32 protein-coding genes are annotated in these 26252 nt (G+C 66.0%); 15 read left to right on the top strand and 17 right to left on the bottom strand.

From position 1 onward, the window contains the following. The first annotated feature begins 33 nt into the window (after positions 1–33). Genes ugpA through ugpQ form a run of 4 tightly spaced genes read left to right on the top strand, consistent with a single transcriptional unit; the run spans position 34 to position 3595 of the window. Positions 34–915 (top strand): sn-glycerol-3-phosphate ABC transporter permease UgpA, encoded by an 882-nt coding sequence (gene ugpA, locus BKX93_RS09045; RefSeq protein WP_046157386.1) that lies wholly within the window; start codon positions 34–36, stop codon positions 913–915. Then, complete coding sequence (gene ugpE / locus BKX93_RS09040; RefSeq protein WP_046157385.1) at positions 915–1754, top strand: sn-glycerol-3-phosphate ABC transporter permease UgpE; 840 nt, start codon at positions 915–917, stop codon at positions 1752–1754. The genes ugpA and ugpE overlap by 1 nt, the downstream gene beginning before the upstream one ends. Positions 1755–1767: 13 nt before the next feature. Further along, positions 1768–2880, top strand: a complete 1113-nt coding sequence (locus BKX93_RS09035) for a sn-glycerol-3-phosphate import ATP-binding protein UgpC (protein WP_070979569.1) — start codon at positions 1768–1770, stop codon at positions 2878–2880. Beyond that, a complete protein-coding gene (gene ugpQ, locus BKX93_RS09030) occupies positions 2843–3595 on the top strand; it encodes a glycerophosphodiester phosphodiesterase (RefSeq protein ID WP_070979567.1) in 753 nt (250 codons plus the stop codon). Before BKX93_RS09035 ends, ugpQ begins: the two co-directional genes overlap by 38 nt. Before the next feature lie 3 nt (positions 3596–3598). Here ugpQ and BKX93_RS09025 read toward each other — a convergent pair whose 3' ends face one another. Beyond that, positions 3599–4327 (bottom strand): substrate-binding periplasmic protein, encoded by a 729-nt coding sequence (locus tag BKX93_RS09025; RefSeq protein ID WP_046157382.1) that lies wholly within the window; start codon positions 4325–4327, stop codon positions 3599–3601. A gap of 425 nt (positions 4328–4752) precedes the next feature. Here BKX93_RS09025 and BKX93_RS09020 point away from each other — a divergent pair, with 425 nt between their 5' ends. Beyond that, positions 4753–6168 carry an alanine/glycine:cation symporter family protein gene (locus BKX93_RS09020; RefSeq protein ID WP_046166790.1) on the top strand — a complete coding sequence of 472 codons (1416 nt, stop codon included), beginning with the start codon at positions 4753–4755 and terminating at the stop codon, positions 6166–6168. A 94-nt stretch (positions 6169–6262) separates the two neighbouring features. Here BKX93_RS09020 and BKX93_RS09015 read toward each other — a convergent pair whose 3' ends face one another. Further along, positions 6263–6814, bottom strand: a complete 552-nt coding sequence (locus BKX93_RS09015; protein WP_046157379.1) for a hydrolase — start codon at positions 6812–6814, stop codon at positions 6263–6265. A 77-nt stretch (positions 6815–6891) separates the two neighbouring features. Beyond that, the gene (locus tag BKX93_RS09010) at positions 6892–7221 is read right to left on the bottom strand and encodes a DUF7709 family protein (RefSeq protein ID WP_046157378.1); all 330 of its coding nucleotides are present in this window, start codon (positions 7219–7221) and stop codon (positions 6892–6894) included. Positions 7222–7316: 95 nt separating this feature from the next. Here BKX93_RS09010 and BKX93_RS09005 point away from each other — a divergent pair, with 95 nt between their 5' ends. The 4 genes from BKX93_RS09005 to BKX93_RS08990 all read left to right on the top strand — a co-directional run bounded on the left by BKX93_RS09005 (position 7317) and on the right by BKX93_RS08990 (position 9704). Continuing rightward, positions 7317–8060, top strand: coding sequence for a helix-turn-helix transcriptional regulator (locus BKX93_RS09005; RefSeq protein ID WP_046157377.1), 744 nt, complete (start codon positions 7317–7319; stop codon positions 8058–8060). Positions 8061–8176: 116 nt separating this feature from the next. Then, on the top strand, positions 8177–8692 hold the full coding sequence (locus tag BKX93_RS09000; protein ID WP_046166791.1) for a GNAT family N-acetyltransferase: 516 nt from the start codon (positions 8177–8179) through the stop codon (positions 8690–8692). Then, the gene (locus tag BKX93_RS08995) at positions 8689–9198 is read left to right on the top strand and encodes a GNAT family N-acetyltransferase (RefSeq protein WP_046166792.1); all 510 of its coding nucleotides are present in this window, start codon (positions 8689–8691) and stop codon (positions 9196–9198) included. Before BKX93_RS09000 ends, BKX93_RS08995 begins: the two co-directional genes overlap by 4 nt. After that, on the top strand, positions 9195–9704 hold the full coding sequence (locus BKX93_RS08990) for a GNAT family N-acetyltransferase (RefSeq protein WP_070979565.1): 510 nt from the start codon (positions 9195–9197) through the stop codon (positions 9702–9704). The genes BKX93_RS08995 and BKX93_RS08990 overlap by 4 nt, the downstream gene beginning before the upstream one ends. A gap of 67 nt (positions 9705–9771) precedes the next feature. Here BKX93_RS08990 and BKX93_RS25105 read toward each other — a convergent pair whose 3' ends face one another. Next, complete coding sequence (locus tag BKX93_RS25105) at positions 9772–9939, bottom strand: hypothetical protein (RefSeq protein WP_166440142.1); 168 nt, start codon at positions 9937–9939, stop codon at positions 9772–9774. A 177-nt stretch (positions 9940–10116) separates the two neighbouring features. Between BKX93_RS25105 and BKX93_RS08985 the strand changes: the two genes are divergently transcribed. Next, positions 10117–11016 (top strand): LysR family transcriptional regulator, encoded by a 900-nt coding sequence (locus tag BKX93_RS08985; protein WP_083340485.1) that lies wholly within the window; start codon positions 10117–10119, stop codon positions 11014–11016. A gap of 34 nt (positions 11017–11050) precedes the next feature. Here BKX93_RS08985 and BKX93_RS25100 read toward each other — a convergent pair whose 3' ends face one another. The 10 genes from BKX93_RS25100 to purM all read right to left on the bottom strand — a co-directional run bounded on the left by BKX93_RS25100 (position 11051) and on the right by purM (position 20330). Further along, positions 11051–11224 carry a hypothetical protein gene (locus tag BKX93_RS25100; protein WP_186009512.1) on the bottom strand — a complete coding sequence of 58 codons (174 nt, stop codon included), beginning with the start codon at positions 11222–11224 and terminating at the stop codon, positions 11051–11053. A 216-nt stretch (positions 11225–11440) separates the two neighbouring features. Next, entirely contained in the window at positions 11441–12685 is a 1245-nt protein-coding gene (locus BKX93_RS08980; protein WP_046166794.1) for a uracil-xanthine permease family protein, read from the bottom strand. A gap of 37 nt (positions 12686–12722) precedes the next feature. Beyond that, entirely contained in the window at positions 12723–13373 is a 651-nt protein-coding gene (locus BKX93_RS08975) for a hypothetical protein (protein ID WP_244887255.1), read from the bottom strand. Between the two features lie 74 nt (positions 13374–13447). After that, positions 13448–14080: a uracil phosphoribosyltransferase gene (gene upp, locus BKX93_RS08970; RefSeq protein ID WP_021476648.1), complete on the bottom strand. Its 633-nt coding sequence runs from the start codon at positions 14078–14080 to the stop codon at positions 13448–13450. 168 nt (positions 14081–14248) lie between these two features. Beyond that, on the bottom strand, positions 14249–14560 hold the full coding sequence (gene grxD / locus BKX93_RS08965) for a Grx4 family monothiol glutaredoxin (protein ID WP_046157362.1): 312 nt from the start codon (positions 14558–14560) through the stop codon (positions 14249–14251). 68 nt (positions 14561–14628) lie between these two features. Further along, positions 14629–15996, bottom strand: a complete 1368-nt coding sequence (locus tag BKX93_RS08960; RefSeq protein ID WP_046157361.1) for a chloride channel protein — start codon at positions 15994–15996, stop codon at positions 14629–14631. 138 nt (positions 15997–16134) lie between these two features. Next, complete coding sequence (locus BKX93_RS08955) at positions 16135–17388, bottom strand: RsmB/NOP family class I SAM-dependent RNA methyltransferase (protein WP_200896014.1); 1254 nt, start codon at positions 17386–17388, stop codon at positions 16135–16137. After that, positions 17384–18520, bottom strand: coding sequence for a DUF3108 domain-containing protein (locus BKX93_RS08950; protein ID WP_070979562.1), 1137 nt, complete (start codon positions 18518–18520; stop codon positions 17384–17386). Before BKX93_RS08950 ends, BKX93_RS08955 begins: the two co-directional genes overlap by 5 nt. Next, positions 18521–19162, bottom strand: coding sequence for a phosphoribosylglycinamide formyltransferase (gene purN / locus BKX93_RS08945; RefSeq protein WP_046157358.1), 642 nt, complete (start codon positions 19160–19162; stop codon positions 18521–18523). Between the two features lie 130 nt (positions 19163–19292). Next, positions 19293–20330 carry a phosphoribosylformylglycinamidine cyclo-ligase gene (gene purM / locus BKX93_RS08940; protein ID WP_046157357.1) on the bottom strand — a complete coding sequence of 346 codons (1038 nt, stop codon included), beginning with the start codon at positions 20328–20330 and terminating at the stop codon, positions 19293–19295. Positions 20331–20570: 240 nt separating this feature from the next. Between purM and hda the strand changes: the two genes are divergently transcribed. From hda to BKX93_RS08915, 5 genes are all read left to right on the top strand, one after another. Beyond that, complete coding sequence (hda, locus tag BKX93_RS08935; RefSeq protein WP_011137161.1) at positions 20571–21245, top strand: DnaA regulatory inactivator Hda; 675 nt, start codon at positions 20571–20573, stop codon at positions 21243–21245. Then, entirely contained in the window at positions 21242–21934 is a 693-nt protein-coding gene (locus BKX93_RS08930; RefSeq protein ID WP_046157356.1) for a histidinol-phosphatase, read from the top strand. The genes hda and BKX93_RS08930 overlap by 4 nt, the downstream gene beginning before the upstream one ends. Positions 21935–22032: 98 nt before the next feature. After that, positions 22033–22908, top strand: a complete 876-nt coding sequence (locus BKX93_RS08925) for an ATP-binding protein (protein WP_070979560.1) — start codon at positions 22033–22035, stop codon at positions 22906–22908. A gap of 35 nt (positions 22909–22943) precedes the next feature. Next, positions 22944–23879 carry a Nudix family hydrolase gene (locus tag BKX93_RS08920; protein ID WP_046166796.1) on the top strand — a complete coding sequence of 312 codons (936 nt, stop codon included), beginning with the start codon at positions 22944–22946 and terminating at the stop codon, positions 23877–23879. Then, positions 23876–24313, top strand: a complete 438-nt coding sequence (locus tag BKX93_RS08915) for a hypothetical protein (RefSeq protein WP_046166840.1) — start codon at positions 23876–23878, stop codon at positions 24311–24313. The genes BKX93_RS08920 and BKX93_RS08915 overlap by 4 nt, the downstream gene beginning before the upstream one ends. A gap of 62 nt (positions 24314–24375) precedes the next feature. On the opposite strand, the gene BKX93_RS08910 is transcribed toward BKX93_RS08915, so the two are convergent. From BKX93_RS08910 to BKX93_RS24620, 3 genes are all read right to left on the bottom strand, one after another. After that, positions 24376–24576: a hypothetical protein gene (locus tag BKX93_RS08910; RefSeq protein ID WP_021476637.1), complete on the bottom strand. Its 201-nt coding sequence runs from the start codon at positions 24574–24576 to the stop codon at positions 24376–24378. Between the two features lie 159 nt (positions 24577–24735). Next, the gene (ubiA, locus tag BKX93_RS24625) at positions 24736–25611 is read right to left on the bottom strand and encodes a 4-hydroxybenzoate octaprenyltransferase (RefSeq protein WP_260799906.1); all 876 of its coding nucleotides are present in this window, start codon (positions 25609–25611) and stop codon (positions 24736–24738) included. Next, a complete protein-coding gene (locus BKX93_RS24620) occupies positions 25608–26141 on the bottom strand; it encodes a chorismate--pyruvate lyase family protein (protein ID WP_070979559.1) in 534 nt (177 codons plus the stop codon). The genes ubiA and BKX93_RS24620 overlap by 4 nt, the downstream gene beginning before the upstream one ends. Between the last annotated feature and the right edge of the window lie 111 nt (positions 26142–26252).

Below are 26252 nucleotides of genomic sequence, written 5' to 3'. Positions count from 1 at the left end.
GAGGCCGCCCGTTTTTCTCGATAGAGTCCACGCATGCAGAATCGCATTCATTTTTCCAATCGCTGGCTGGGCTTCGCCTTGATGGCGCCGCAGCTGGCGATCACCTTGATCTTCTTCCTGTGGCCGGCGCTGGAAGCCTTGTGGCAGTCGGTGCAGCAGCAGGACCCGTTCGGCCTGGACAGCCAGTTCGTCGGCCTGGCCAATTTCAGCCTGCTGTTTCATGACCGGCTGTATCTGGGCACCATCCAGACCACGCTGCTGTTCAGCGCGCTGGTGACCTTGCTGGGCACCGGCAGCGCGCTGATCCTGGCGGTGATGGCCAACCAGATCGTCCGCGGCCGCCGCATTTACCAGACGGTGCTGATCGCGCCGTACGCCATCGCGCCGTCGGTGGTGGCGGTGCTGTGGCTGTTCCTGTTCAACCCCAGCCTGGGCTGGATCAGCTATCTGCTGCGCGAGGCCGGCTACGAGTGGAACCACGCATTGAATGGCGGCCAGGCGCTGCTGCTAGTGGTGCTGGCCTCGGCCTGGAAGCAGATCAGCTACAACTTCCTGTTCTTCTACGCCGGCCTGCAGGCGATACCGGCGTCCTTGATCGAAGCCGCCGCGATAGACGGCGCCGGCCCCTTGCGCCGTTTCCGCGACCTGGTGTTCCCGCTGTTGTCGCCGACCAGCTTTTTCCTGCTGGTGGTCAACCTGGTGTACGCCTTCTTCGATACCTTCGCAGTGATCGACGCGGCCACCGGCGGCGGGCCGGGCAAGTCGACCGAGACCATGATCCTCAAGGTATACCTTGAAGGCTTCAAAGGCCTGGATCTGGGCAGCTCGGCCGCGCAGTCGGTGGTGCTGATGGCGGTGGTCGGCCTGTTGACGCTGATCCAGTTCCGTTACGTGGAAAGAAAGGTGCAGTACTGATGGTGGAGAACCGCAAAGGGCTGGACCTGTTCTGCCACGCGATGCTGATCGCGGGCATGCTGGTGGTGGCCTTCCCCTTGTATCTGATGTTCGCCGCCGCCAGCCAGGACGCCGATCAGGTGACGCGGGTGCCGCTGTCGCTGCTGCCCGGCAGCCAGCTGTGGACCAACCTTTACACCGTGCTGTGGAACGGCAGCGGCGGATTGGCGGTGCCGTTGGCGCGCACGCTGTGGAACAGCTTCGTGATGGCGATGCTGATCGCCGTCGGCAAGATCGTCATTTCCTTCCTGTCGGCCTACGCCATCGTTTATTTCCGCTTCCCTTTCCGCAAGACCGGCTTCGCGCTGATCTTCGCCACGCTGATGCTGCCGGTGGAGGTGCGCATCTTCCCGACAGTGGAAGTGGTGACCAAGATGGGGCTGATCAACAGCTATACCGGCTTGACGCTGCCCTTGATCGCGTCCGCTACCGCCACCTTCCTGCTGCGGCAGTTCTTCATGACGCTGCCCAAGGAATTGATGGAGGCGTCGCGGGTGGACGGCGCGGGGCCGATCCGCTTCATGGTGGACGTGGTGCTGCCCTTGTCGCGCACCAATATCGCGGCCTTGTTCGTGATCACCTTCATCTACGGCTGGAACCAGTATCTGTGGCCGCTCTTGGTCACCCACGATCCGGCGATGTCCACCTCGGTGATCGCGATCAAGGGCATGCTGGGCGAGGGCGCGGTGCAGTGGCACCTGGTGATGGCGTCCGCGTTGCTGACCCTGCTGCCGCCGCTGCTGGTGGTGATCGGCATGCAGCGCTGGTTCGTCAAGGGCCTGGTGGACAACGAGAAATGAGAAAGAGCGCCAAATGGCAAAACTGAGTCTGAAGAATATCGCCAAGCGCTATCCCGGCGCCGAGCGCCGGGTGCTGGAAGAGATTTCGGCGGAGATCGCCGACGGCGAGTTCGTGGTCATCGTCGGCCCGTCCGGTTGCGGCAAATCCACGCTGCTGCGGATGGTGGCCGGGCTGGAGAGCACCGAGGACGGCGAGATCCGCATCGGCGAGCGGCTGGTGAACCAGTTGGAGCCCAAGGACCGCGACATCGCGATGGTGTTCCAGAACTACGCGCTGTATCCGCACATGACGGTGGCGGAGAACATGGGGTACGCGCTTAAGCTCAAGGGCCTGAAGAAGGCTGAGGTGATGGAGCGGGTGCTGAAGGTGGCGGCGGTGCTGGAGCTGGAGCAGCTGTTGCAGCGCAGGCCGCGCGAGCTGTCCGGCGGCCAGCGCCAGCGCGTGGCGATGGGCCGCGCCATCGTGCGCGAGCCGGCGGTATTCCTGTTCGACGAGCCGCTGTCCAACCTGGATGCCAAGCTGCGGGGCCAGATGCGGCTGGAAATCCAGCGCCTGCACCGCCGGCTGGCCACTACCAGCCTGTACGTGACCCACGACCAAGTGGAGGCGATGACGCTGGCCGACCGGGTGATCGTGCTGAACAAGGGCCATATCGAGCAGATCGGCGCGCCGGACGATATCTACGACCGGCCGGCCACCGCCTTCGTCGCCGCCTTCATGGGCTCGCCGGGGATGAACCTGTTCGACGCGCAGGCTGACGCGCGCGGCGAGCGGCTGCTGCTGGGCGACGGCGTGTCGCTGCCCCTGCCGGCGGCGAATCCGGCGCTGGCGGGACGCCGGCTGAAGGCCGGCCTCCGCCCCGAGCATCTGCGCGCGGCGGGCGAGGGCGGCGAGGCGCTGAGCCTGCGGGTGGACAGCGTGGAGATGCTGGGCGCCGATAATTATGTCTACGGCCTGCTGGCCGGGCAGAACGTGGCGGCGCGGCTGGCTCACGGCCACCGGCCGGAGCCGGGCAGCCGGCTGGAGGTGACGGTGCGCGCCGAATCGCTGCACCTGTTCGACGCGGAAACACAGAGGAGAATCGAGCATGCCGCAGCATCCCAAGCAAGCCTGGCCGTATCCTGAGGTCGTCGCCCACCGCGGCGGCGGCACGCTGGCGCCGGAAAACACCGTCGCCGGCTTTCGGGAGGGCGTCCGCTACGGCTACCGCGCCGCCGAATGCGACGTGAAGCTGTCGGCCGACAACGTCTGCTTCCTGCTGCACGACGACACTGTGGACCGCACCAGCAACGGCAAGGGCGCTGCCCGGGCCAAGACCATGGCCGAGCTGTCGCAGCTGGATGCCGGTGGCTGGAAGGGCGCGGCCTTCGCCGGCGAGGCGCTGCCGACGCTGGCCAATGTGGCGGCCTACTGCCGGGCGCAGCGCATGCTGCTGAACATCGAGATCAAGCCCTGCCCGGGGCGCTTCGAGGAAACCGGCCGGCTGGTGGCGCAAGAAGCCGCGCGGCTGTGGGCCGGCGCGCCGGCGCCGCCGCTGCTGTCCTCGTTCGAGATCGACGCGCTGCGCGCGGCCCAGGCCGTCGAGCCGGCGCTGCCGCGCGCCTTCCTGTGCGAGGAGATTCCGGCTAACTGGCGCGCCATTCTGGCGGAGCTGGATTGCGTGGCGCTGCATTGCGACCACCAGACCCTGACTGAGCAACTGGCCCGCGATATCAAGGCCGCCGGCTACCAGCTGTTGTGCTACACGGTCAACGATCCGGCCGATGCCCTCCGCCTGCTGGCCTGGGGCGTGGACAGCCTGTGCACCGACAGGCTGGATCTGTTGCCGGCGCGCGGCTAGCGCTCACTGCGCCCAGCGCTGGAATATCGGCTGCAGCGCGCCGCTTTGCTGCAGCCGCTTCAGCGCCGCCTCGAACTGCCGGGCGCGCGGATCGCCCTTGGCGAAGGCCACGTAGCGCGGCATCTCCACCAGCGGCCTGGGCAGCACTTTCACCAGGCCGCCCGCCCTGCGCTCCTGGACGAAGTACATCAGCTGCACCTTGTCGCCGACGATGACGTCCACCCGGCCGGCCAGCAGCATCGCCACCAGCTGGCGCGGCGAGCCGGCGTGGTCGTCGCGGGTGAGCGGGGCCTTGTCGAATTCGGTGTCGTAGCTGTAGCCGCGCACCTGGCCGATCACATAGGGCTTGAGATCGTCCAGGCCGCGCCAATCCGGCAGCGGGTTGCGCTTCATGGCGACGAACACCGTCTGGCCCTTGCGCAGCGGGCCGGCCAGATCGTATTGCGCGCGGCGTTCCGCGGTGCCGGTGAACACGAAGCCGGCGTCGGCCTCCTTCAGCGCCAGTTGCTGTTTCACCCGTTCCCAGGGCAGCAGGCTGATGCGAAAAGGCTGGCCGGTTTCGCGCATCACCGCGCTGACCAGTTCCACGTCCAGCCCTTGGGGCTCCATATCGTCGGACAGATAGCTGTATGGCTCGAAATTGGCGTCCGCCGCCAGCCGCCAGGGCGGCTTGTCGGCGGCAAGGGCGGCCGCGGCGGCCAATAGCAACACGCACCAGAGCAGGGACTTCATCCGAGCCTCGATTCCTGTGTCGGCGGGCCATCCGGAAGGCCGGATTCGGGCCGAATGCTTCAGCTTAGCAGTTGGATAGGGCGGCCAAGCGTTCCCCCGAATACATTTTTCAGGCAGTCTGTTTGCAATTCGTTTACTTATTTTTGATTGTCAGCATGGGAACTTTATTGCTAGATTTTTGCGCATTCCCGCCCACCCAGGGCGGAATGATGCGGCTGACATCCCTGCCAGTGTGACTTTCCCCCCACTCGAGCCATTCCGCGCGCGGCCCTTCGCCGGCCTGCCTGTCCTTCCACTTCGTTAGGCGCAGCATGAAACGGGGGCCCTGCGGCCGCTCGCAATGATTTCACCCGGCGTCAGACCGGGAGACTGTCCCGCGGCTTCGCGCCGGGGACGCCGATACGCTCAGGACAACAAGGAAAACCATGGAGTTGCTTCATTCTTTGATCAATGCCGTCAACGATGTGCTGTGGGGCAAGGTGCTGATCGCCCTGCTGTTGGCGGTGGGCCTGTATTTCTCGCTGCGCTCCGGCCTGCTGCAGCTGAGGCTGTTCTCGCGCGGCTGGCGCGAAATGATGGGCGGCCGCGGCGGCCATGTCAGCAAGAATGACATCTCGCCGTTCCAGGCTTTCGCCACCGGCCTCGCCAGCCGGGTGGGCACCGGAAACATCGCCGGCGTCGCCATCGCCATCGCCGCCGGCGGACCCGGCGCGGTGTTCTGGATGTGGCTGACCGCCTTGCTCGGCATGTCCAGCGCCTTCGTCGAGTCGACGCTGGCCCAGCTGTTCAAGACCAGCCACCATGACGACACCTTCCGCGGCGGTCCCGCCTATTACATCCAGAAAGGCCTGGGCCTGCGCTGGCTGGGCGTGCTGTTCGCGCTGTGCCTGATCCTGGCTTTCGGCCTGGTGTTCAACGCGGTGCAGGCCAACTCCATCGTCGCCGCGACGGAAGGCGCCTGGGGCTGGAACCGCTACGCGGTGGGCATCGGCCTGGTGCTGTTGACCGCGCCGGTGATCTTCGGCGGCGTGCGCTCGGTGGCGCGCGTGGCGGAATGGCTGGTGCCGGTGATGGCGCTGATCTACCTGCTGATGGCCTTCTACGTGCTGGCCATCCACGCGGCGGAGCTGCCGGGCCTGGTGGCGCTGATCGTCAAGAGCGCGCTGGGCCTGGAGCAGGCCGCCGGCGGCGTGGCCGGCTACGCGGTCAGCCAGGCGATGATGCTGGGCATCAAGCGCGGCCTGTTCTCCAACGAGGCCGGCATGGGCTCGGCGCCGAACGCCGCCGCGACGGCCACTTCCAAGCACCCTGCCAGCCAGGGCGCGATCCAGATGTTCGGCGTCTTCATCGACACCATGGTGGTGTGCACCGCCACCGCGGCCATCATCCTGTTGTCCGGCGTGCACGACCAGGGCTTGAGCGGCGTGGCGCTGACGCAGAAGGCGGTCGAGTCGCAGTTTGGCCCGATAGGCGTGTCCTTCTTGGCGGTGGCGATGTTCCTGTTCGCGTTCTCGTCGATCCTGGGCAACTACGCCTACGCCGAGGGCAATGTCGAGTTCATCCGCAGCAACAAGCGCGCGCTGCTGGGCTTCCGCCTGGTGGTGCTGGCCATGGTGCTGTTCGGCGCGCTGGCAAGCCTGCCGCTGGTGTGGGACATGGCCGATCTGGCGATGGGCCTGATGGCGCTGATCAACCTGGTGGCCATCGTGCTGCTGTCGCGCTACTTCTTCACCGTGCTGGGCGATTACCAGCGCCAGTTGAAGGCCGGCGTCGCCGCGCCCGAGTTCAAGGCGGACAAGTATCCGGAACTGGCCGGCAAGGTGGAAAAGGGCATCTGGTAAGCCCGCTGGCGCGATCCGCGCTTTCCATGAGCAAGCCCGCCGTTTCCGGCGGGCTTTTGCGTTTGGGGCCGTTTTAAAAGAGCGCGAGCAGACGTTAGGGCTGATCGCCCAGCAGGTAGCGCTGGCTCATCGCCTTGAAATGGTCGCCGCCCGATTTTTCCAGCAGTTCGAACAGCACCATCTCGCGGCTGACGATGACCGCGCCGGCCGCGCGCATCCGCGCCGTCGCCAGTTCGATGTCGGCGGGCTTGCGGCTGGAGATCGCGTCGGCGACGACGAAGACCCGCTTGCCGACGGCCAACAACTGCAGCACGGTCTGCAGCACGCAGACGTGCGCCTCCATGCCGCAGACGATGATCTGTTTCTTTTCCGTCAATGCCGGCGGCAGGCAGTCGGCAGCCACGCAGGAGAAATGCAGCTTGTCGACCGTCTGCGCGCCGGGCGCGGCCTCCAGCAGCGCGGCCAGCGTGCCGCCCAGACCGCGTGGATATTGCTCGGAAAACACGATGGGCAGGCCGTGGTCGCGCGCCACGCCTATCAGCCAGCGGCTGCGCGCCAGCAGCCCTTCCGCATCATGCACCGCCGGCAGCAGCTTGTCCTGGATGTCCACCACCAAGAGGCCGGCTTCCTGTCTTTGCATCAGCATGTTCCGCTCCTGTCGATTCGAGGCTACAGCTTAACGCCAAAGCGGAGGCGAGGGGCTGGAGCGGCGCGAAAATATGCTTATGTGTTGTCAGATTGGCCAGCTTGCCAGCGGCTGGCCATTTCGCCGACCAGCTGGCGGCCGGGATTGCCCGCGCGGATCCATTCTTCGGGCGGGAACAGATCGAACAGGCCCACCTTGAACAGTGTCGGCACCGCCAGTTCCAGCTGGCGCTCCACTTCGCCGCGCTCACCCTGGTTGTAGGCGGCGATGTTGACCAGCATGGTCGCGACGGTGCCGGTTTGCACCGTGCTGCCGTCGCGCAGCTTCACCGCCGGCAGCGTTTCGCCGTCGGCGATGACTTTGCGATTGATCGCGGACAGGGCTTCGGTGTGTTGTACGTGCTTCATGGCTAACTCCTTGCGTGGAATGAGCGCCCAGTATCGCGCTGGCGGGATTGGCCTGCTTTCAATATAGTGCCAATAGATATCTATAAAGGGCCAATATGGAGCGAGCCATTCTGCCGGGATTGACGGTGGCGGCGCTGCGGCGCGGCGCCGGCGATCAGACCGCGGGCCATGCCCACGTCGAGGGGCAGCTGGCATGGGCCAGCGAAGGCGCGCTGGAGCTGGAGGCGGATAGCCGGCAGGTCCTGCTGCCGGGCGGCTGCGTCGGCTGGATTCCGCCCGGCATGCCGCATGGCGCGCATTATCATGGCGAGTTGCGCGGCTGGAGCCTGCAACTGGATGCCGCCTGGCTGCCGGATCTGCCGCCGGACCTGCGCGTGTGGCGGGCCTCGCCGCTGCTGCAGGGCGTGTTCCAGCGGCTGGGCGCGTGGCCGGAGCAGGCCGGCGCGGACGCCGCCCGGCGGCTGATCGGCGTGCTGGCGGACGAGCTGGCCTGGGCCGAGCCCTATCCAGCCAGCCTGGCCTGGCCGCGTCATCCGGCGCTGCGCAAACTGGCGGAAGCCTTGCTGGATGACCCGTCTCTGGATTGGGATCTGGAACGCTGGGCCGGCCGCATCGGCATGTCGCGGCGCAGCCTGATCCGCCATTTCCGCGCCGAAACCGGCATGGGGGTGGCCGAGTGGCGCGAGCGGCTGCGCATGCTGCGGGCCAGGGCGCTGCTGGCCGAGGGGCGGTCGGTCAGCTACTGCGCGGCGGAGTTGGGTTATGCCGGCAGCAGCGCCTTCATCGTCGCCTTCCGTCGATGCTTCGGGGAGACGCCGGGGCATTACTTGTCTGCATAAAAATTATATTGCAATGCACAATAGTTATTTGGCATGATGATCTGCCGGGCCTGGCGGCGATCCCGCCTGTGCCCATCAACTCAGAGCCTGCCCGCCATGGCTCCCAGGAGACCATCATGTCCCAGTCCTACCTGATCCGTTCCGTCGAGCCGTCCGACGCCGCCGCCATCCACCGCATCAAGACCGCGCCGGGCGTTTATCCCGATACTTTGCAGTTGCCGCACCAGCCGCTGTCCGTCACCGAGAAGCAGCTGAATGAGCGGCCGGCCAACATCCATCAACTGGCGGCCTGTGCCGATGGCGAGGTGGTCGGCTCGGCCGGACTGATCGTCAACGAAGGCATGCGGGTGCGCCACAGCGCCGACCTGTTCCTGGTGGTGCGCGACGATTGGCAGGGCAAGGGCGTCGGCGGGGCCTTGATGCGCGCCGTCGTCGATCTGGCCGACAACTGGCTGGGGCTGATCCGCATCGAGTTGAAGGTGATTCACGACAACGCCCGCGCCATCGCGCTGTACGAGAAGTTCGGCTTCGAGTACGAGGGCCGGCTGCGCCAGGAGCAGCTGCGCGCCGGCAAGCTGGAGGACGTGCTGGTGATGGGCCGGCTGAACTGGCCGCGGAGGGCTGAGTCATGAACGGCTATCGAATCCGCCATGCGGAACCGTCCGACGCCGAGGCCTTGAACGCGATGTTCGGCGATCCCGCCGTGTTCGGCGCCATGCTGGGCCTGCCTTGGCCATCCTTGAGCAAGCGGCGCGAGTGGCTGCAGAAAAACGAGCACGGCAGGGTCGTGCTGGTGGCGGTCGACGGCGACGGCCGGGCGCGGGGCTGGGCCGGATTGATACCGTCGGGCCGCGAGCGCCGGCTGCGCGCGGCGGAGCTGGGCATAGGCGTCGACGCCGGCCTGCATGGCCAGGGCATAGGCTCGTTGCTGATGGCGGCGGCGCTGGAGCAGGCCGACGACTGGCTGGGCCTGCGCCGCGTCGAGCTGACGGTGTTTTCCGACAATGCCCGCGCCCAGCGTCTGTACCGCAAGTTCGGCTTCGTCGAGGAAGCCAGGATGCGCGCCTACGCGCTGCGCGACGGCGCCTACCACGACGTGTTGGCGATGGCGCGCTTGCGAGGGGAGGGGGAGCGATGAGCGAATTCCGCATCCGCCATCTGGAGCCAGGCGACGCGGCGGACCTGAGCGAGCTTTACGGAGACGCCAGCGTCTACGGCAATACGCTGCAACTGCCCTATCCATCGGAGTGGAAGCTGGGGGCGAGAATGGATGGCCTGCTGCGAGCCGGCCGCTATCAACTGGTTTGCGAAGCGGACGGGGACAAGATGGTCGGCAGCGCCGGGTTGTGGCGTCTCGATGATGAGCGTCTGTCGCATATCGCCGGCCTCGGCATCGTCGTTCACCGCGGCTGGCAGGGGCGCGGCGTCGGCAAGCTGCTGATGGCGGCTTTGCTGGATCTGGCCGACAACTGGATAGGCTTCGAGCGGGTCGAATTGACGGTCTATCCCGACAACCTGGCGGCGCAGGCCTTGTACCGCCGTTTCGGTTTCGTCGAGGAGGGGCGGTTGCGCGCGCACTCGTTCCGCAACGGCGCCTATCACGATGCCTTGCTGATGGGCCGCTTGCGAGGCGACCGAGCCTGAACTGAAATAAAAAAAGCGCCGTGGACCTTCTAGTCCACGGCGCTTTTTTCTTGCCGGCAGGCGGCGATTACTTCTGGGCCGGAGCCTGTTGCTGCACTTGCTGTTGGGACTGGCCTTGCAGCTGGGCATCCATGCGGTCGCGCATGGCTTTCATATTGTCGTTGCCTTCGCCGGCGATGGCGGCGCCGGACAGCAGGATCAGGGACAGGGCGGCGATGGCGGTTTGCTTCAGCATGGTGGTTTCCTTTCAGTGTGTGGATTGCCAGCTTTCGCTTATGCATCAAAAATATTGATGTCTTATTTCGAGTATCGCTGGCTTCTTGTTACGGATCCCATTCTAGGACGGACATCTCTGCGATAAAATCGGAAAGAACCGAACAATACGTTCAAAAAAATTGAATCAGGTATGGCAATGAAACTGACTCTGGAAGCGATCCAGGTGCTGGATGCGATCGAACAGCACGGCAGCTTCGCCGCGGCGGCCGAGGCGTTGTTCAAAGTGCCGTCGGCGCTGACGTACACCGTGCAGAAGCTGGAGCAGGGCCTGGGCGTGGCCATTTACGACCGCAGCGGCCATAGGGCGCGGCTGACGCCGGCCGGCGAGCGGCTGCTGAAGGACGGCCGCCACCTGCTGGATGCGGCGCGCCAACTGGAACTCAGGGTCAGCAAGCAGGCGCAGGGCTGGGAGGACCGGCTGCGCATCGTGGTGGGCGACTTGATCGGCTTCGAGCAGTTGCTGCCGTCCATCGTCGATTTCGACCGGCTGCAGTCCGACACCCGCCTGCATTTCATCCGCGAAAGCTTCGGTGGCATCTGGGACGCGTTGTACGACGACCGCGCCGACCTGGTGATAGGCGCGCCCAACCAGCCGCCGCCCGGCGATTACTTCACCCGCAATATCGGCGACTACGATTTCGTGCTGGTGGCCGCGGCCGGCCATCCGCTGGCCGCGGAGCCGGAGCCGGTGCCGCCGCACGCGCTGAGGCGTTATCGGGCGGTGGCGGTGGGCGATACCTCGCGCCGCCTGCCGGCGCGGACCGGCGGGCTGCTGGAAGGACAGCAGGTGCTGACGGTGCACAGCAGCCAGGCCAAACTGAAGGCCATCGTCGCGGGACTGGGCACCGGCCACCTGCCGCGTTCGCACGTGCGAGCCCATCTGGCCAGCGGCGAGCTGGTGGAAAAAACCGAGGAGGAAAACGGAAGCTTCCCGCCGATGTGCTTCGCCTGGAAGCAGGAACAGCCGGGGCGGGCGATGCAGTGGTTCATCCAGCGCTTGGAGCTGGCGGTGGAGCGGGGAGAGCTGTACGTTTGAGAATGCCGCCGGCGGGCCGGCGGCGGGACTGCGATCAGCTGTTGGACGGGATGGAATTGTTCTGCGGAATCATCGGCGCGGGCTGGCCGTGCAGCTGGGCGTCCATCCTGCCGCGCATCGCCCACATCACGGACAGGCCATCGCCGGCCATCACGGAGCCGGAAAGCGTCAAAAGCGCGAGAGCGGTGACAACGAGGGTTTTCAACATGGCTTTCTTCCTTGTTCTTGGCTTGGAATCAGGCCGCGTCAAGCCGCTGTGGGCAGGTGAGGCTGGTTTGGGCAGCAGTTTGGCTACGGTCTACCGCGCCGCGGCATGAGGCCGCGACGCTGATTTGCAGTGTAGACCTTGTCAGACACTTTGACGTGTGATCAGTTGTGAAAGATTTTTAAATCCAATAGTTTATGTTGATGTGCTGAGGCTGCGCTAGATGTCTTGCCCTTCGACGATGCCGTCGTGGCTGGCCGCCTGGCGCGGCAAAATCAGGTTCAGGATGATGGCCAGCAGCGAGCACAGGCCGACGCCGGCCAGCGCGAAGTCGCCCAGTTTCAGCGTCAGGCCGCCGATGCCGGCGGTCAGAACCACCGAGATGATCACCAGGTTGCGCGGCTCCATCAGGTCCACCTTGGCCTCGATCAGCGTCTTCAGGCCGATGGAGGCGATGGTGCCGAACAAGAGCACCATGATGCCGCCCATCACCGGCATCGGGATGGACTGCAGCAGCGCGTTGAACTTGCCGAAGAAGGCCATGCAGATGGCGAACACCGCCGCCCAGGTCATGGTCACCGGGTTGAAGTTGCGGGTGATCATCACCGCGCCGGTCACTTCGGCGTAGGTGGTCACCGGCGGGCCGCCGATCAGGCCGGCCACGCACACGCCCAGGCCGTCGCCGGCCAGCGTGCGGTGCAGGCCAGGGCTGCGGGTGTAGTCCTTGCCGGTGACGCCGCCGATGGCCATCACGCCGCCGATGTGCTCGATGGCCGGGGCGATGGCCACCGGCAGCATGAAGGCCGCCGCCGCCCAGTTGACTTCCGGGCTGTGGAAGGCGGGCGCGGCGAACCACGGCGCGGCGGCCAGCTTGGCGAAGTCCACCGCGCCGAGGAAGGCGGCGGCGATGTAGCCGACGACGACGCCGGCCAGAATCGGCACCAGCTTGAACATGCCGCGGGCGTAGATGGATACCACGATGGTGGTGGCCAGCGAGATGGCCGCCAGCAGCAGCGAGGTTTCATACGGCAGCACCTGTTTGCCGCCGGCCTGGCCCATCGCCATGCCGGAGGCTGCGGTGGCGACCGACAGGCCGATGATCATGATCACCGGGCCGATCACCACCGGCGGCAGCAGCTTGTTGACCAGCGCCATGCCGCGCCAGCGCACCACCGCGGCGAACACGAAGTACATGAAGCCAGCGGCGAACAGGCCGAACATGGTCGCGCCCTGGCCCCAGGTATGGATGGAGTAGATGATGGGGCCGATGAAGGCGAAGGAGGAACCGAGGAAAATCGGCACCTGGCGGCCGGTGCAGGCCTGGAACAGCAGGGTGCCGAGGCCGGCGCCGAGCAGCGCCATAGCCGGATTCAGGCCGGTGAGCAGCGGCACCAGAACCAGCGCGCCGAAGGCGACGAACAGGATCTGGGCGCCGGACACCGCCAGCTTGAGTTGTTGAAGCATCATTCTTCCTTGTTTTCGTTTTGTAATCTTGTCGGCTTCACACGGCGCAATACATCACCGCCTGCGCCAGCGTGTTGTCCACATCGGCGGCCACCATGCTGCGGCTGCGGAAATCCAGCACCATCCGCTGTACCGCTTGATAGCATTCGTAGTTGGGCTTGGCTTGGTAATGGATGTCCACGCCCAGCCGCGCCGCCACTTTCTTCACCGTTGTCGGTTTGACGCAGACATGCAGCTGCGGATCGAAGCAAGCCAGAAAACAGCTGACGATCGGCCACTTGGCGGCATTGGCCTTGGGGTCCATCCGCGCCATCGCCAGCGTGTCCACATAGGCGGCGAAGCTGTCCGGGCTGAAATCGTGCAGCACATCGCGCAAGGCCTGGATGAAGGGCAGGTTCAGGTCGCGGTTGTCCATGTAGTTGCGGAAGGCGATCTTCTCGAAAGTGCTGACCGTGGTGGCCAGCGAGACGATCTGGCGGCAGGTGTGTGTGGCGTCGGCCAGCTTGCCGCTGGCGAGCGCCGCGTCCAGCTTGTCGCGGGCCAGCTCGCTCTGGCACAGCGCCTCGGCCTTGGCGTAGCTTTTGTGCCTGCGCGCCAGCGTCTGCCAGTCCGGGTCCTGGAAGCCGCCCGGGAAGCGGGCGAGAAAGTCAGCGTCTATCGCGGCGTAGCGGTCATCCATGACGTTCATCCTTCATCCTTGCGGGCTTGCAAAAAAGCCGCCGGCTGCGGAAGCAACGGGCGGCTGATCGGAATGCATGGCGCTCAGGCCTGCTTGGTGCCGAAGATCTTGTCGCCGGCGTCGCCGAGGCCGGGGATGATGTAGCCGTGCTCGTTCAGGTGGCTGTCCAGCGAGGCGGCGTAGAGCTGCACGTCCGGGTGGGCGTCGTTGACGATCTTCACGCCTTCCGGCGCGGCCACCATCACCACGGCCTTGATGGTTTTGCAGCCATTGCGCTTCAGAAGGTCGATGGTGGCGATCAGCGAGCCGCCGGTGGCCAGCATCGGGTCGATGATGATGGCGATGCGCTCGTCCAGGTTGCCGACGAATTTTTCAAAGTAGGACACCGGCTCCAGCGTCTCCTCGTTGCGGGCCAGGCCCACCACGCTGATCTTGGCCGAGGGCACCAGGTCAAGCACGCCGTCCAGCATGCCGATGCCGGCGCGCAGGATGGGGACCACGGTGACTTTCTTGCCCTTGATCTGCTTGACGTCGATCTTGCCGCACCAGCCGTCGATGGTGACGGCTTCCAGCTCGAAGTCGCGAGTGGCTTCGTAGGCGAGCAGGCGGGCCAGTTCCTGGGTCAGCTGGCGGAACTTCATGGTGCTGGTATCGGCTTCGCGCAACAGGCCCAGCTTGTGCTGTACCAGCGGATGATCAACGATGGTGATGTTCAATTTCGGCTCCCTACCTTGGCAAAAAGCTGCTTGCCGGGCGCGGCAAACAGCTTTCAATACATATGACAGCGGCAGCCGCAAGGCTGCCGTGGATGGTATGGGGCATCATTCTAACGCGGATGGCCTCCAAAACGCAAAACCCGGCCAGGGCCGGGTTGCTGGAAAAGCTTACAGGTCTTTCAGCAGGTCCTGCAGTTCGCCGTTCTGGAACATCTCGTACATGATGTCCGAACCGCCGACGAATTCGCCCTTCACGTACAGCTGGGGGATGGTCGGCCAGTTGGAGAAATCCTTGACGCCCTGGCGGATGTCGGGATCGCGCAGCACGTCCACGGTCAGGAAGTTTTCCACGCCACAGGCCTTCAGGATCTGCACCGCGCGCGAGGAGAAGCCGCACTGCGGGAACTGGGCGGAGCCCTTCATGAACAGCACCACCGAGTTGTCGGCGACGGTCTGCTGGATATCTTGTTGAATCGACATGTATTGAATCCTTGCTGTTGGCCGGCGCTATTTCCGCCGGAAATACCCGATCATTTCAATAAGTTATTTTACGTGCGGGCGGCAGGCTGGTCAATTTGGCCGGCCTTGGTCTGCCACTGCGGCAGGAACAGCCGCACCTGGCCCTCGTACAGCGCGCGCCGGGTCACTAGCCGCGACACCGAGGCCGCCACCAGCGCGGTGGCCATCAGCGGGATGATCATGCCCGAAGTGTCGGTCATCTCCATCACGATGACGAAGCCGGTCATCGGCGCGCGCGTCATGCCGGCGAAGAAGCCCACCATCCCTAGCAGCACCACCATGGCCTGCGGCAGGAAGGGCATCAGTTGCGACATGTTCAGGCCGAAGCCGGCGCCGACGGCCAGCGACGGCGCGAACATGCCGCCGGGCACCGCGCTGATGTGGCTGACGAACATGCTGATCAGCTTCAGCACGCCGTAGTCCTGCAGCGCCGCGCCGTGGCCCTCGATGATGTCGCGGGCGCGGAAGTAGCCGGTGCCGAAGGTGCTGCCGTGGCTGATGATGCCGATCACGGCCAGCGCCAGGCCGCAGCCTGCGGCGAAGCGCACCGGGTAGCGGATGCGCCAGCCGTGCAGCGGGCCGGGCAGCCGTTGCGACAGCGTCAGCAGCACGCGGCAGGCCAGCCCGCCGATCAGCCCGCCGACGACGCCGCAAACGGGAATGGCCAGCCAGGCCTGCTTGCTGTCCATCGCCACGTGGACGATGCCGAAGTAGTTGTAGTTGCCGTTGATGGCGAAAGTGGTGAGGCCGGCGACGATCACCGACAGCAGGATGGTGGAGCTGGCGCGCATGTCGAAAGTGCGGCCCATTTCCTCGATGGCGAACACGATGCCGGCCAGCGGCGCGTTGAAGGCCGCGGCCACGCCGGCGGCGGCGCCGGCCAGGATGAAGCTGCGGGCGGCGCCGTCGTGGCGCTGCGCGGCCTTGCGGTTCAATGAGTACTTGATCGCCGCGCCCACCTGGACGATGGGCCCCTCGTAGCCGAAGGTGGCGCCGGAGCTGATGCCTATCAGGGTCAGCAGCACCTTGCCGAAGGCGGCTTTCAGCGTGAAGCAGTATTCGCGCAGCTTGTGCATGCCGGGCTCCAGCGCCGCGATGGACTGCGGAATGCCGCCGCCGGCGGAGCTGGGGAAGAAGCGGTGCATGATCCAGATCGCCAGCGCCAGGCCGGCCGGGGTGATCAGCAGGCTCCAGTACGGCGACGCGTCGTAGGCCTTGAAGAACAGGTCGTGCGACCAGTGGCTGCCTTGGGCGAAGACATAGGCCACCAGGCCGATCAGGATGGCCGCGATCCAGACTGGCACCTGGCGCCGCCATTGCGCGGCGGACAGGTAGAGATAGCGCAGGCGGCGGTTGACGCGCTGGCGCCTGGAACGGCGGGGTAGGTGGTCCTGCATCGGGCGGGCGGCTCCTGGGCGGCATGAAATGCCGGTTTTAAAATCATTCTTGTCTAATGTACTCCGAACGAGCCTCGAATACGAGCGCGGCCCGCCTGCGCAGGGCAAGCGGGCCGCGGCTCATAGCCCTTGTTTCGCTTAGGCCTGGCTGCGTTCCAGGACTGCGGCGAAGAAGCCGTCGGTGTTATGCAGATGCGGTTTCAGCTCCAGGTAGTCGCCGCATTGCAGCGGGATCTTCTGCTCGGCCAGCACCTCGTCCATCTTCACCAGCCTGAAATCGGCGTGCTCGGCCAGGAAGGCTTCGACGATGGCCTGGTTCTCCTGCGGCAGCAGACTGCAGGTGGCGTAGACCAGGCGGCCGCCGCTCTTCACCAGCCGCGCGGCGGAGGCGAGGATGGATGTCTGCTTGGCGTTCAGCTCGGCCACGCTGTCCGGGTTCTGGCGGAATTTCAGGTCCGGGTTGCGGCGCAGGGTGCCCAGGCCGGAGCAGGGCGCGTCCACCAGCACGCGGTCGGCCTTGCCGGCCAGGCGCTTCACCTTGGAGTCGTTCTCGTGCGCCAACAGCTGCGGGTGCACGTTGGACAGGCCGGAGCGGGCCTGGCGCGGCTTGAAGTTGGCCAGACGCTTCTCAGAAACATCAAACGCGTACAGGCGGCCGCTGGATGACATCTGCGCGCCCAGCAGCAGCGTTTTGCCGCCGGCGCCGGCGCAGAAGTCCACCACCATTTCGCCGCGGCGCGCGCCGGTGATCAGACCCAAGAGCTGGCTGCCTTCGTCCTGCACCTCGAAGGCGCCGGCCTTGAACAGCTCGTGCTTGGACAGCGCCGGCTTGTCTTTCAGGCGGATGCCCAGCGGCGAGTACGGCGTGGCTTCGCAGGCGATGCCGTCGGCGTTCAGGCGGTCCAGCAGTTCCTCGCGCTTCATTTTCAGCGTGTTGACGCGCAGATCCAGCGGCGCCATCGACATCAGGCCCTGGCCCAGGGCCTCCACCGCTTCCGGCGTTTGCTCGCCCAGGCGCTCGATCACCCACTGCGGCAGCTCGGCGCGGATTTCCAGGCTGTCTTCCAGCGTCTTGCCCTTGACCGTGCCCAGCCATTCGCGCTCGCCGGCGCTGGTGGCCTCGGTCAGCTCCTTGACGTTCAGCTTGTTGAACTTCATCAGCGCCACCAGCGCCAGGCGGCGCGGCGTGGCCTTTTCCGGCGCGATCAGCGCGCGCAGCTGGATCAGGCGGCGCAACGCGCCGAACGCGGTCTCGGCGATCAGGTGGCGGTCGGCGCTGCCCAGCTTGTTGTGCTCGCGGAAATAGGCGGACAGCACGGCGTCGGCCGGGCGGTCGAAGCGGGTCATCTGGCCGATGACGGTTTCCAGGTGTTTCAGTTGGCTATGGCTAATGTGCATTCTTGTTCCGTATCGTCGGTTGCGGCGGCAATTCCCACTGCCGCTTGCCGTTCACATCCACGCGGATCGCTTTTAGCTCGATCCGCTTGTCCTTGTCGGCGCGAATGATGCGCACCGGCAAATTGGCGAAATCCGGGGCCAGCCAAAATTCGGTGAAGTCTCCGTCGCCCTGGGCGCGGAACACGATCACGCGCATCTTGCCGGCGCCGGTGTCGTAGTCGAAGGCGCCGTTCGGCGCCATCGGGTATTCGTAAACCTTCTTGGCGGTGGTGATCTGTATCGGCGCATGGCCCAGATCGCCGCCCTTCAGCGCCAGCTGGAAAGCCAGGCTGAACGCGTCCTGCGCGCCGGGCTTCAGCGGCAGTTGCTTGTCTTCGCCGCTGCCGTAACGCAGCAGGCCGGCGTCGTAGTCGAAGCGGGCGGCCTCTTTCAGATCCCCGCCGCGGAATGACTGCATGCTGTCCGGCCGCAGCCCCGACTTGCCTATCGTCCCTAGTGCAAGATAGCGCAGCTTGGGGCCGATGAAAGGACTGACCGTGATGTCCAGTTGGTAACGGCCCTGGCTGCGCTGCCAGTCCAGATCGCCGAAGCCGAGCATCGCGCTGTTCCAGTACCCTTGGTAGCGGATCTTGGCGGCGGCGGGGAACTGCCGCAGCGGAGCGTCCGGGTGGATAAGGCCGGCCTTGTCCGCGCTGTTCTCGCGCGGCGCGCTTTCCGCGACCGGCGCGCTGGAGGCCTGCTCCGCCGCTGCTTGCCGCGAGGCTTTCGCCGCGGGTTCGGAGCTGGCTTGGGGCGCCGAGGCGGTTTTGGCCGCCGGGGCAGAGGCATCCGTTTTGGCCTGCTCCGCCGGCTTGGAGGCTTCGCGCTTGCGGGCCGGCCTGGGTTTCGGTTTCGGTTTTGGCTTCGCCGTCTCAGCCGGTTGCAGGCTCACGCCGGCGGCGGCCGGATCGCGCGGCGGCGGCGTCTCGTCCAGCCGCATCGCCTGCATCTTGACGTCTATCTTCTCGAGCCTGGGCTCGTCCGCCGGCGGCGCGCTGATCGCAGGCAGCAAGTCGGAGCCGAGCAACGCGAGGTGCAGCAGCAACGACAGGGCAAGAGCGATCAGCAGCAGACGGCGACGGGTCATTTAGGCCTTGCTTGAGGGTACGGGCGACAGCAGGCTGGCGGCGGCTCCCGGGCCGCCGGCCACCTTGCCGTCCACGACGGCGATCTCGCCGGCGGCGAAGCGGCGCACCGCTTCTGGGTACAGCTGGTGTTCCAGTTTCAGCACGCGCGCGGCCAGGCTGTCCGGCGTGTCGCCGTCCAGCACGCTCACCGCGCCCTGGGCGACGATGGGGCCGTGATCCAGCTCGGCGGTGACGAAGTGTACCGTGCATCCGGCCAGTTTGCAGCCCATTTCCAATGCCCGCTCATGGGTATGCAGGCCGGGAAAGGCCGGCAGCAGCGACGGGTGGATGTTGAGCATCCGGCCTTCGTAGCGGCGGGTGAAGCCTTCGGTCAGGATGCGCATGAAGCCGGCCAGCACCACCAGATCGGGCGCATGGGCGTCGATGGCCTCGGCCAGCGCGGCGTCGAAGGCCTCGCGGCTGGCGTAGGCCTTGTGGTCCAGCGCCGCGGTGGCGATGCCGCGTTCGGCCGCCCAGGCCAGGCCGGCCGCGTCCGGGCGGTTGGCGATCACCGCCGCGACGCGGGCGCCTGGAATGCCGGCGTCGACGATGGCCTGCATATTGGAGCCTCGGCCGGAAATCAGGATGACGATGTTTTTCATGGCTCTTGTCCGGAATGGCTTGCCATTCCTGTTCGTTGCGATTGCGCCGGCTTGGTTCAATCCGCCCGGCGATAAACGACAAGCGCCGCCGGCGGGGCCAGCGGCGCGGGGCGCTACTTGCGGAAAAGCCTCAGGCTATCTGGGTCTGGTGCTCGTCGCCCACGCGCTCGCGCACCTGGCCGATGCGGTAGACGGTTTCGCCGGCTTCGCGCAGCAGCGCCATCGCCTGTTCGGCGTGTTCCGGCGCCACCACCACCACCATGCCGATGCCGCAGTTGAAGGTGCGGTACATCTCCTGGATGTCCACATTGCCTTCGCGCTGCAGCCACTGGAACAGTTTCGGCAGCTGCCAACTGGCGGCGTCGATCTGGGCGACGGTGTTGTCCGGCAATACGCGCGGGGTGTTCTCTGTGATGCCGCCGCCGGTGATGTGGGCCATGCCCTTGACCGGCAGCGTCTCCATCAGCTTGAGCAGCGGCTTGACGTAGATGCGGGTCGGGGCGATCACCGCGTCGCGCAGCGTCTTGTCGCCGTCGAACGGCGCGTCCAGCTCCGGCTGCGCGCGGTCGATGATCTTGCGCACCAGGCTGTAGCCGTTGGAGTGCACGCCGTTGGAGGCCAGACCCAGCACGACGTCGCCGGCGACGATGTCGCGGCCGCTGATCACCTTGCTCTTCTCCACCACGCCGACGGCGAAGCCGGCCAGGTCGTACTCGCCGGCCGGGTACATGCCCGGCATCTCGGCGGTTTCGCCGCCGGTCAGCGCGCAGCCGGCCTGTTCGCAGCCGGCGGCGACGCCCTTGATCACCTCGGTGGCCTGGGCCACGTCCAGCTTGCCGCAGGCGAAGTAGTCGAGGAAGAACAGCGGCTCGGCGCCCTGCACCAGGATGTCGTTGACGCTCATCGCCACCAGATCGATGCCGACGGTGTCATGGCGGTTCCAGTCGAAAGCCAGCTTGAGCTTGGTGCCCACGCCGTCGGTGCCGGAAACCAGCACCGGCTCCTTGTACTTCTTGGAGATTTCCACCAGTGCGCCGAAACCGCCGATGCCGCCGAGAACTTCCGGGCGCATGGTGCGCTTGGCAAAAGGCTTGATGTTTTCGACCAGCGCGTCGCCGGCGTCGATGTCTACGCCGGCATCACGGTAACTGAGGGACGTGGTGTTCAAGATAATCTCGCTTTCTGCAAACTTGAAATATTTTTACATCAAGCTTTCGCCGGTGCGAAAGCACTGTATTTTAACTGAAAATCGGCAAAAAGGCTGATGCGGCGGACAGGCTTTTTCCTTTGCGGCCTCGATTTGCCGATGTCATCAATCTTGTCCGGGAAAATGGCGGTTCCAACGGCGGGCCGTATCGTCGTAAAATCGTGCTTATTGATGTCAGCACGCAACGCAGCACAGCAAACTTTGGACCAGCTCGTACTCGATCTCACGCCTACGCCGCTGCCGGCCTTCGATAATTTCCTGGCCGAGCGCAACCGTGAAGTGATCACCGCACTGACCGCCACCGAAGGCGAACGCTTCATCTATTTATGGGGCGAGCCCGGTTGCGGCAAAACCCATCTGCTGCAGGCCTGGATCGCCCACGCCGAGCGGCTGGGGCGCGCCGCCATCTATCTGGACGGCAAGGGCGATCACTTGCCGGATTTCGCGCGCGAGGCCAGCTTCATCGCGGTGGACCACGTCGACGACCTGGCGCCGGACGACCAGATCATGCTGTTCTCCTTCTACAACTCCTTGAAGGAGGGCGGGGAGGGGCGGCTGCTGATGGCAGGGCGCAAGCCGCCGGTGGCGTTGTCGGTGCGCGACGACCTGCGCACCCGCCTGGGCTGGGGCCTGGTGCTGGAGGTGAAAGCCTTGTCCGACGACGACAAGCTGGCCGCCTTGCGCAGCCACGCCGCCAACCGCCAGCTGTCGATACCCGACGACGTCTACCGCTACTTGCTCACCCACTGGCGGCGCGACCTGACCAGCCTGATCTCGATGATAGACATGCTGGACCGCTACTCGCTGGCGCTGAGGCGCCCGATCACCGTGCCGCTGGTGAAAAACGTTTTGCAAACCGCCACTCCGGAATCATGACGACAGCCACTCCCGCCAAACGCAGGCTCGCCCTGTTCGACCTCGACCACACTCTGATCGCTGGCGACTCCGATTTCGAATGGCCGCGCTTCCTGATCAAGCGCGGCATTCTGGACGCCGCCCAGTACGACGAGCGCAACAGCTATTTTTACCGCCAGTATCAGAACGGCACGTTGGACATGCACGAGTATCTGGCGTTCATCCTGGCGCCGCTGACGCGCTTCTCGCGCCATCAGCTGGACGAGCTGCACGCCGACTATCTGGAAAACCACATCAAGCCGCTGATCCCCAACAGGGCGCGCGAACGCCTGGCCGCCCACCGCGCCGAGGGCGACCAGATCGTCATCATCACCGCGACCAACCGCTTCATCACCGGACCGATCGCCCGCGAGCTGGGCGTCGAGCACCTGATCGCGATCGAGCTGGAGCAGGATGGCGACGGCAACTACACCGGCCGCCCGACCGGCGTTTTGAGCTTCAAGGAAGGCAAGATCACCCGCATCGAGCAGTGGCTGGCCGAGCGCGGCGAGAGCTGGGACAGCTATGCCGAGAGCTTCTTCTACAGCGATTCGCACAACGACCTGCCGCTGATGAAGCTGGTGGACAATCCGGTGGCGGTGGACGCCGACGACAAGCTGCGGGCTTATGCCGAGGAGCATGGCTGGCCGGTGATCTCGTTGCGCGATTGATTGGGGCGCGGCCGACAAAACGCCTGGCTTATGTAATGTTTTAACGGCCTGCCGCCTTTGTGGCAGGCTGTTTTCTTATCGGCAGAAAGGAACGCATGATGGACGCCCTGCAGGATTTTCTGTGCCGCGCCGAGGCGGTGCTGTCCCGGCTGGAGCCGATGCTGCCGCCGCAGCGGCGCGAGCCGGACTGGAGCGCGCAGGCCTTCCGCTGGCATCGCCAGGGCCTTGCGGGCTGGCTGGAGGCGGTGCATGAGCCGCATTCGGTGGAGATGGGCCGGCTGGCCAGCGTGGACGTCCAGCGCGAGCAACTGCTGGCCAACACCCGCCAGTTCGTCGAAGGCCTGCCGGCCAACAACGTGTTGTTGACCGGCGCGCGCGGCACCGGCAAGTCATCGCTGGTCAAGGCGCTGCTGCCGGAGTTCGGCCGCGACGGCCTGCGCTTGATCGAGATCGACCGCGAACATCTGGCCGATCTGCCGCAACTGGTGGAACTGCTGGTCGGACGGCGGGAGCGTTTCATCCTGTTTTGCGACGACTTGTCGTTCGAGCACGGCGACGCCGGCTACAAGGCGCTGAAGAGCGCGTTGGACGGCGGCCTCTCCCGCCGCTGCGACAATCTGCTGGTGTACGCGACATCCAACCGCCGCCACCTGCTGCCGGAGCAGATGAGCGAGAATCGCGAGGGCTGGCTGCATGACGGCGAGATCCATCCCGGCGAGGCGGTGGAGGAGAAGGTGTCGCTGTCCGACCGCTTCGGCCTGTGGCTGTCGTTTTATCCGTTCGACCAGGACGCCTACCTGGCGGCGGTCAAGGAATGGCTGGGCCATTTCGGCCTGAAGTGCGGCGATAAGGCCGAGCGGGCGGCGCTGCAGTGGAGCCTGTCGCGCGGCAGCCGCTCCGGCCGGGTGGCCTGGCAGTTCGCCTGCCACTGGGCGGGCAGCCAGAAACTGGCCAAGAAGACCGGCAGGAAATGACCCGGGCGGCATGCGCCCATACACAGATTGAAGACATGACGAGCGACAAGATCATAGACGTGGTAGCCGGCGCGCTGATGCGGCCGGACGGCAGTTTCATGCTGGGCAGCCGCCCGGAGGGCAAGCCCTACGCCGGTTACTGGGAGTTTCCCGGCGGCAAGGTGGAGCCGGGCGAGACGCCGCTGGAGGCGTTGAAGCGCGAGTTCCACGAGGAAATGGGCATCGTCGTCACCGCCGCGACGCCGTGGCTGACCAAGATCCACCATTACGAGCACGCCTCGGTCCACCTGCGATTTTTCCGCATCTGGGATTGGCAGGGCGAGCCGCAGCCGCGCGAGGCGCAGTCCTTCGCCTGGCAGCGGCCGGGCCGCTACACGGTGGCGCCGATGCTGCCGGCCAACGGGCCGATACTGAAATCGTTGGAACTGCCGGCCTGCTATGCGATCACCTGCGCCGCCGAGATCGGCGTCGAGGCGCAGCTGGCTAGGCTGGCCGAGCGCGACTGGGGCATGGTGCAGGTGCGCGAGCATGGGATGGGGCGCGAGGAGCTGGCCGATTTCGTCGCCCTCGCCGCCGCCATCATCCGTCCGCGCGGCGGCAAGCTGGTGGTCAACGCCGATCCGGCCTGGCTGGCCGGCTGGCCGGTGGACGGCGTGCACCTGACAGGCGCGCGCCTGGCCGCGTTGACGGAGCGGCCTGCGTTCGACTGGGTGGGCGCGTCGATACACGGCGCGGACGAGTTGGCGCGCGCCGGCGAGCTGGGTCTGGACTACGCGTTGTTGAGTCCGGTGGCGCCCACCGTCACGCATCCCGGCGCTGCGCTGCTGGGCTGGGACGGTTTCGCCGCCTGCCTGGCCGACGGCGTGCCGCTGCCGGTGTACGCCTTGGGCGGCATGAGCGTCGAGGATCTGGATCTGGCCCGCCTGCGCGGCGCCCATGGCGTGGCGCTGATGCGGGGGGCGTGGCGGTGACGGCCAAGCAGCGCAAGCTGCTGATCCTGGGCGCGGCGCTGCTGGCCTTCGGGGCCGTCAAATTCGGCCTGATCTACTACTGGTATCTGCATAACAGGCAGCCGGCCGCTCCGGCGGCACAGGCGCTGTCATGCGACATCGAGCGCGGCGCCTGCGCGCTGCCGGGCGGCGGCGCGCTGCGTTTTTCCGCCCGCCCGTCCCACGGCCAGCCTTTCGAGATCCGGCTGGACGGCGTGGCGGCGGAGGCGGCGCCGACCGCCGACTTCACGATGCCGGACATGGACATGGGCTTCAACCGCTACACCTTCGTTCGCGACGGCGAGGGATGGAAGGCCCGGGCGATCCTGCCGATGTGCGTCAGCGGCAGCCGCGACTGGCAGGTGGAGTTGAAGGCGGGCAAGGCGGCGTATCTGTTGCCATTCCGCGTGCGCTGAAGGCGCTGGCCGGCCCCATGAAAAAAGCTCCCTTTCGGGAGCTTTTTCGCGCCAGGGGCGGTTTACTTGGCGGCGGAGGCTGCCTTGTGTTTTTGATGCGCGGCGCCGGAGGCGTGTTTCTTGTGCGCTTTTTTCTTGTGGTGCTTCTTGTGCTCGGCCTTGTGTTCCATTTTCTTCTCGGCGGCCGGGGCGGAAGCGGCCGGCGCGGCGAAGGCGGAAGTGGCGAAAGCGGCAGCGATCAGAGCGGTCAGCAGTTTTTTCATGGTATTTACCTTCCAGGAAGACGCTTATTGGTATTGGAAAGCCAAGCTATGGCGCCGGGCTGACGCCCGGCCTTGCTATGAGCCGCGCCGGCTGGCGAAGTTCATCCCATGATGCTGACGGATGCGTAATTTATTGTAAATGGCATATGGGCCAGTCTGTCAGCCCAGCCAGTAGCTCAATACCACGCCGGCGAACACCGCCGCGCCGACGCGGTTGTTGTCGAGAAAGGCCTTGAAGCACTTGGCGCGGTCGCGGTTCTTGATCTCGAAGTATTGCTGCGCGATCAGGCCGACGGCGGCGGCGAGGCCCAGGTAGTAGGGCCAGGCCAGCTCCAGGTGGATGCCGATGCCGCACATCAGGGCCAGGAAGGCGGCGTGGCACAGCATCACGCCGGCGACGTCGTACTCGCCCATGGTGATGGCCGAGGTCTTGATGCCGATCTTCAAATCGTCCGGCTTGTCGGCGATGGCGTAAGCGGTGTCGTAGGCCACCACCCAGAACAGGTTGGCCAGCAGCAGCAGCCAGGCGAGCAGCGGCACTTCGCCGGTTTCGGCGGCGAAGCCCATCGGGATGCCGAAGGAGAACGCCACGCCCAGATAGGCCTGCGGCATCGGGAAGAAGCGCTTGGTGAACGGATAGCTGGCCGCGATCAGCACCGCCGGCACGCTCAGGAGCTTGGTCAGATTGTTCAGCGGCAGCACCAGCAGGAAAGACAGTATGGCCAGCAGGGCGGCCAGCAGCAGCGCCTCCTTCTTGCTGACCGCGCCGCGGGCGAACGGGCGCTGGCTGGTGCGGGCGACGTGGGCGTCGTAGTCGCGGTCGGCATAGTCGTTGATCACGCAGCCGGCCGAGCGCATCAGGAAGGTGCCCAGGCAGAAGATGGCGATGATGGACAGGTGGGGCGCGCCATGGGTGGCGATCCACAGCGCCCACAGCGTCGGCCATAGCAGCAGCAGGGTGCCGATCGGCTTGTCCCAGCGCATCAGTTGCCGGTAGTTTTCGTAGCGGTCGCGGACGGCGGCGATCGAGATCACAGGAAATCCTCCAAGGCGGGCAGGAACAGCTCGGTCAGCAGCAGCGGGGAGCCGCCCAGCTGGAATCGGCAGCGGCGGGCCGGGTAGCCGGCCGCCGGCTGGACGCGGCCTGCGGCGGCGGCCAGCGGATGGCCGTCGGCCAGCCGCGCGTAGCGCAGCGGCTCGCGGACGAGCTCGGGCAGTTCGCCGAACAGCGTCAGGCCCAGGGAGCGGCTGCCGCGCCGCAGCACCGGCAGCCAGGCCGGGCAGTCGGGACGGGCGGCGCTGCGGGCGAACACCACCGGCGAGCCATCCAGGGTCAGCAGCACGTGGCGGGCGTATGCCGGCTCGCCTTCGGCCAAATCCAGCGCTTCGGCTTCGTCGGCCTGGACGCGGTCCTCGCCCTGGCTCAGCACGGTCACCGCGAAGCGACGGCCGCCGGCCTGCAGCCGCAGGCTCAGCGAGGCGGGCTCGGTCAGGCAGTCCAGAAGGGAGTCGGGCAGGGCGGGGGGCGCGGCGCGCCACAGGGCATCGTTTACCATGGCGCGCATTATGCCAAAAGCCGCGGGGGCTTGTCGCCTGCGGCGATACCCGGCGCGGGAACTTGCCGTTATCATGCTCAGAGCCTGTGCTCGGTATTTGTCGAGCGGCGCAACCCGGCC

Source organism: Chromobacterium vaccinii (genome assembly GCF_001855275.1).
GTDB classification, from domain to species: domain Bacteria; phylum Pseudomonadota; class Gammaproteobacteria; order Burkholderiales; family Chromobacteriaceae; genus Chromobacterium; species Chromobacterium vaccinii.
The sequence above is the reverse complement of the archived record's forward strand: the minus strand, read 5'-3'. Positions and strand labels throughout refer to the sequence as shown.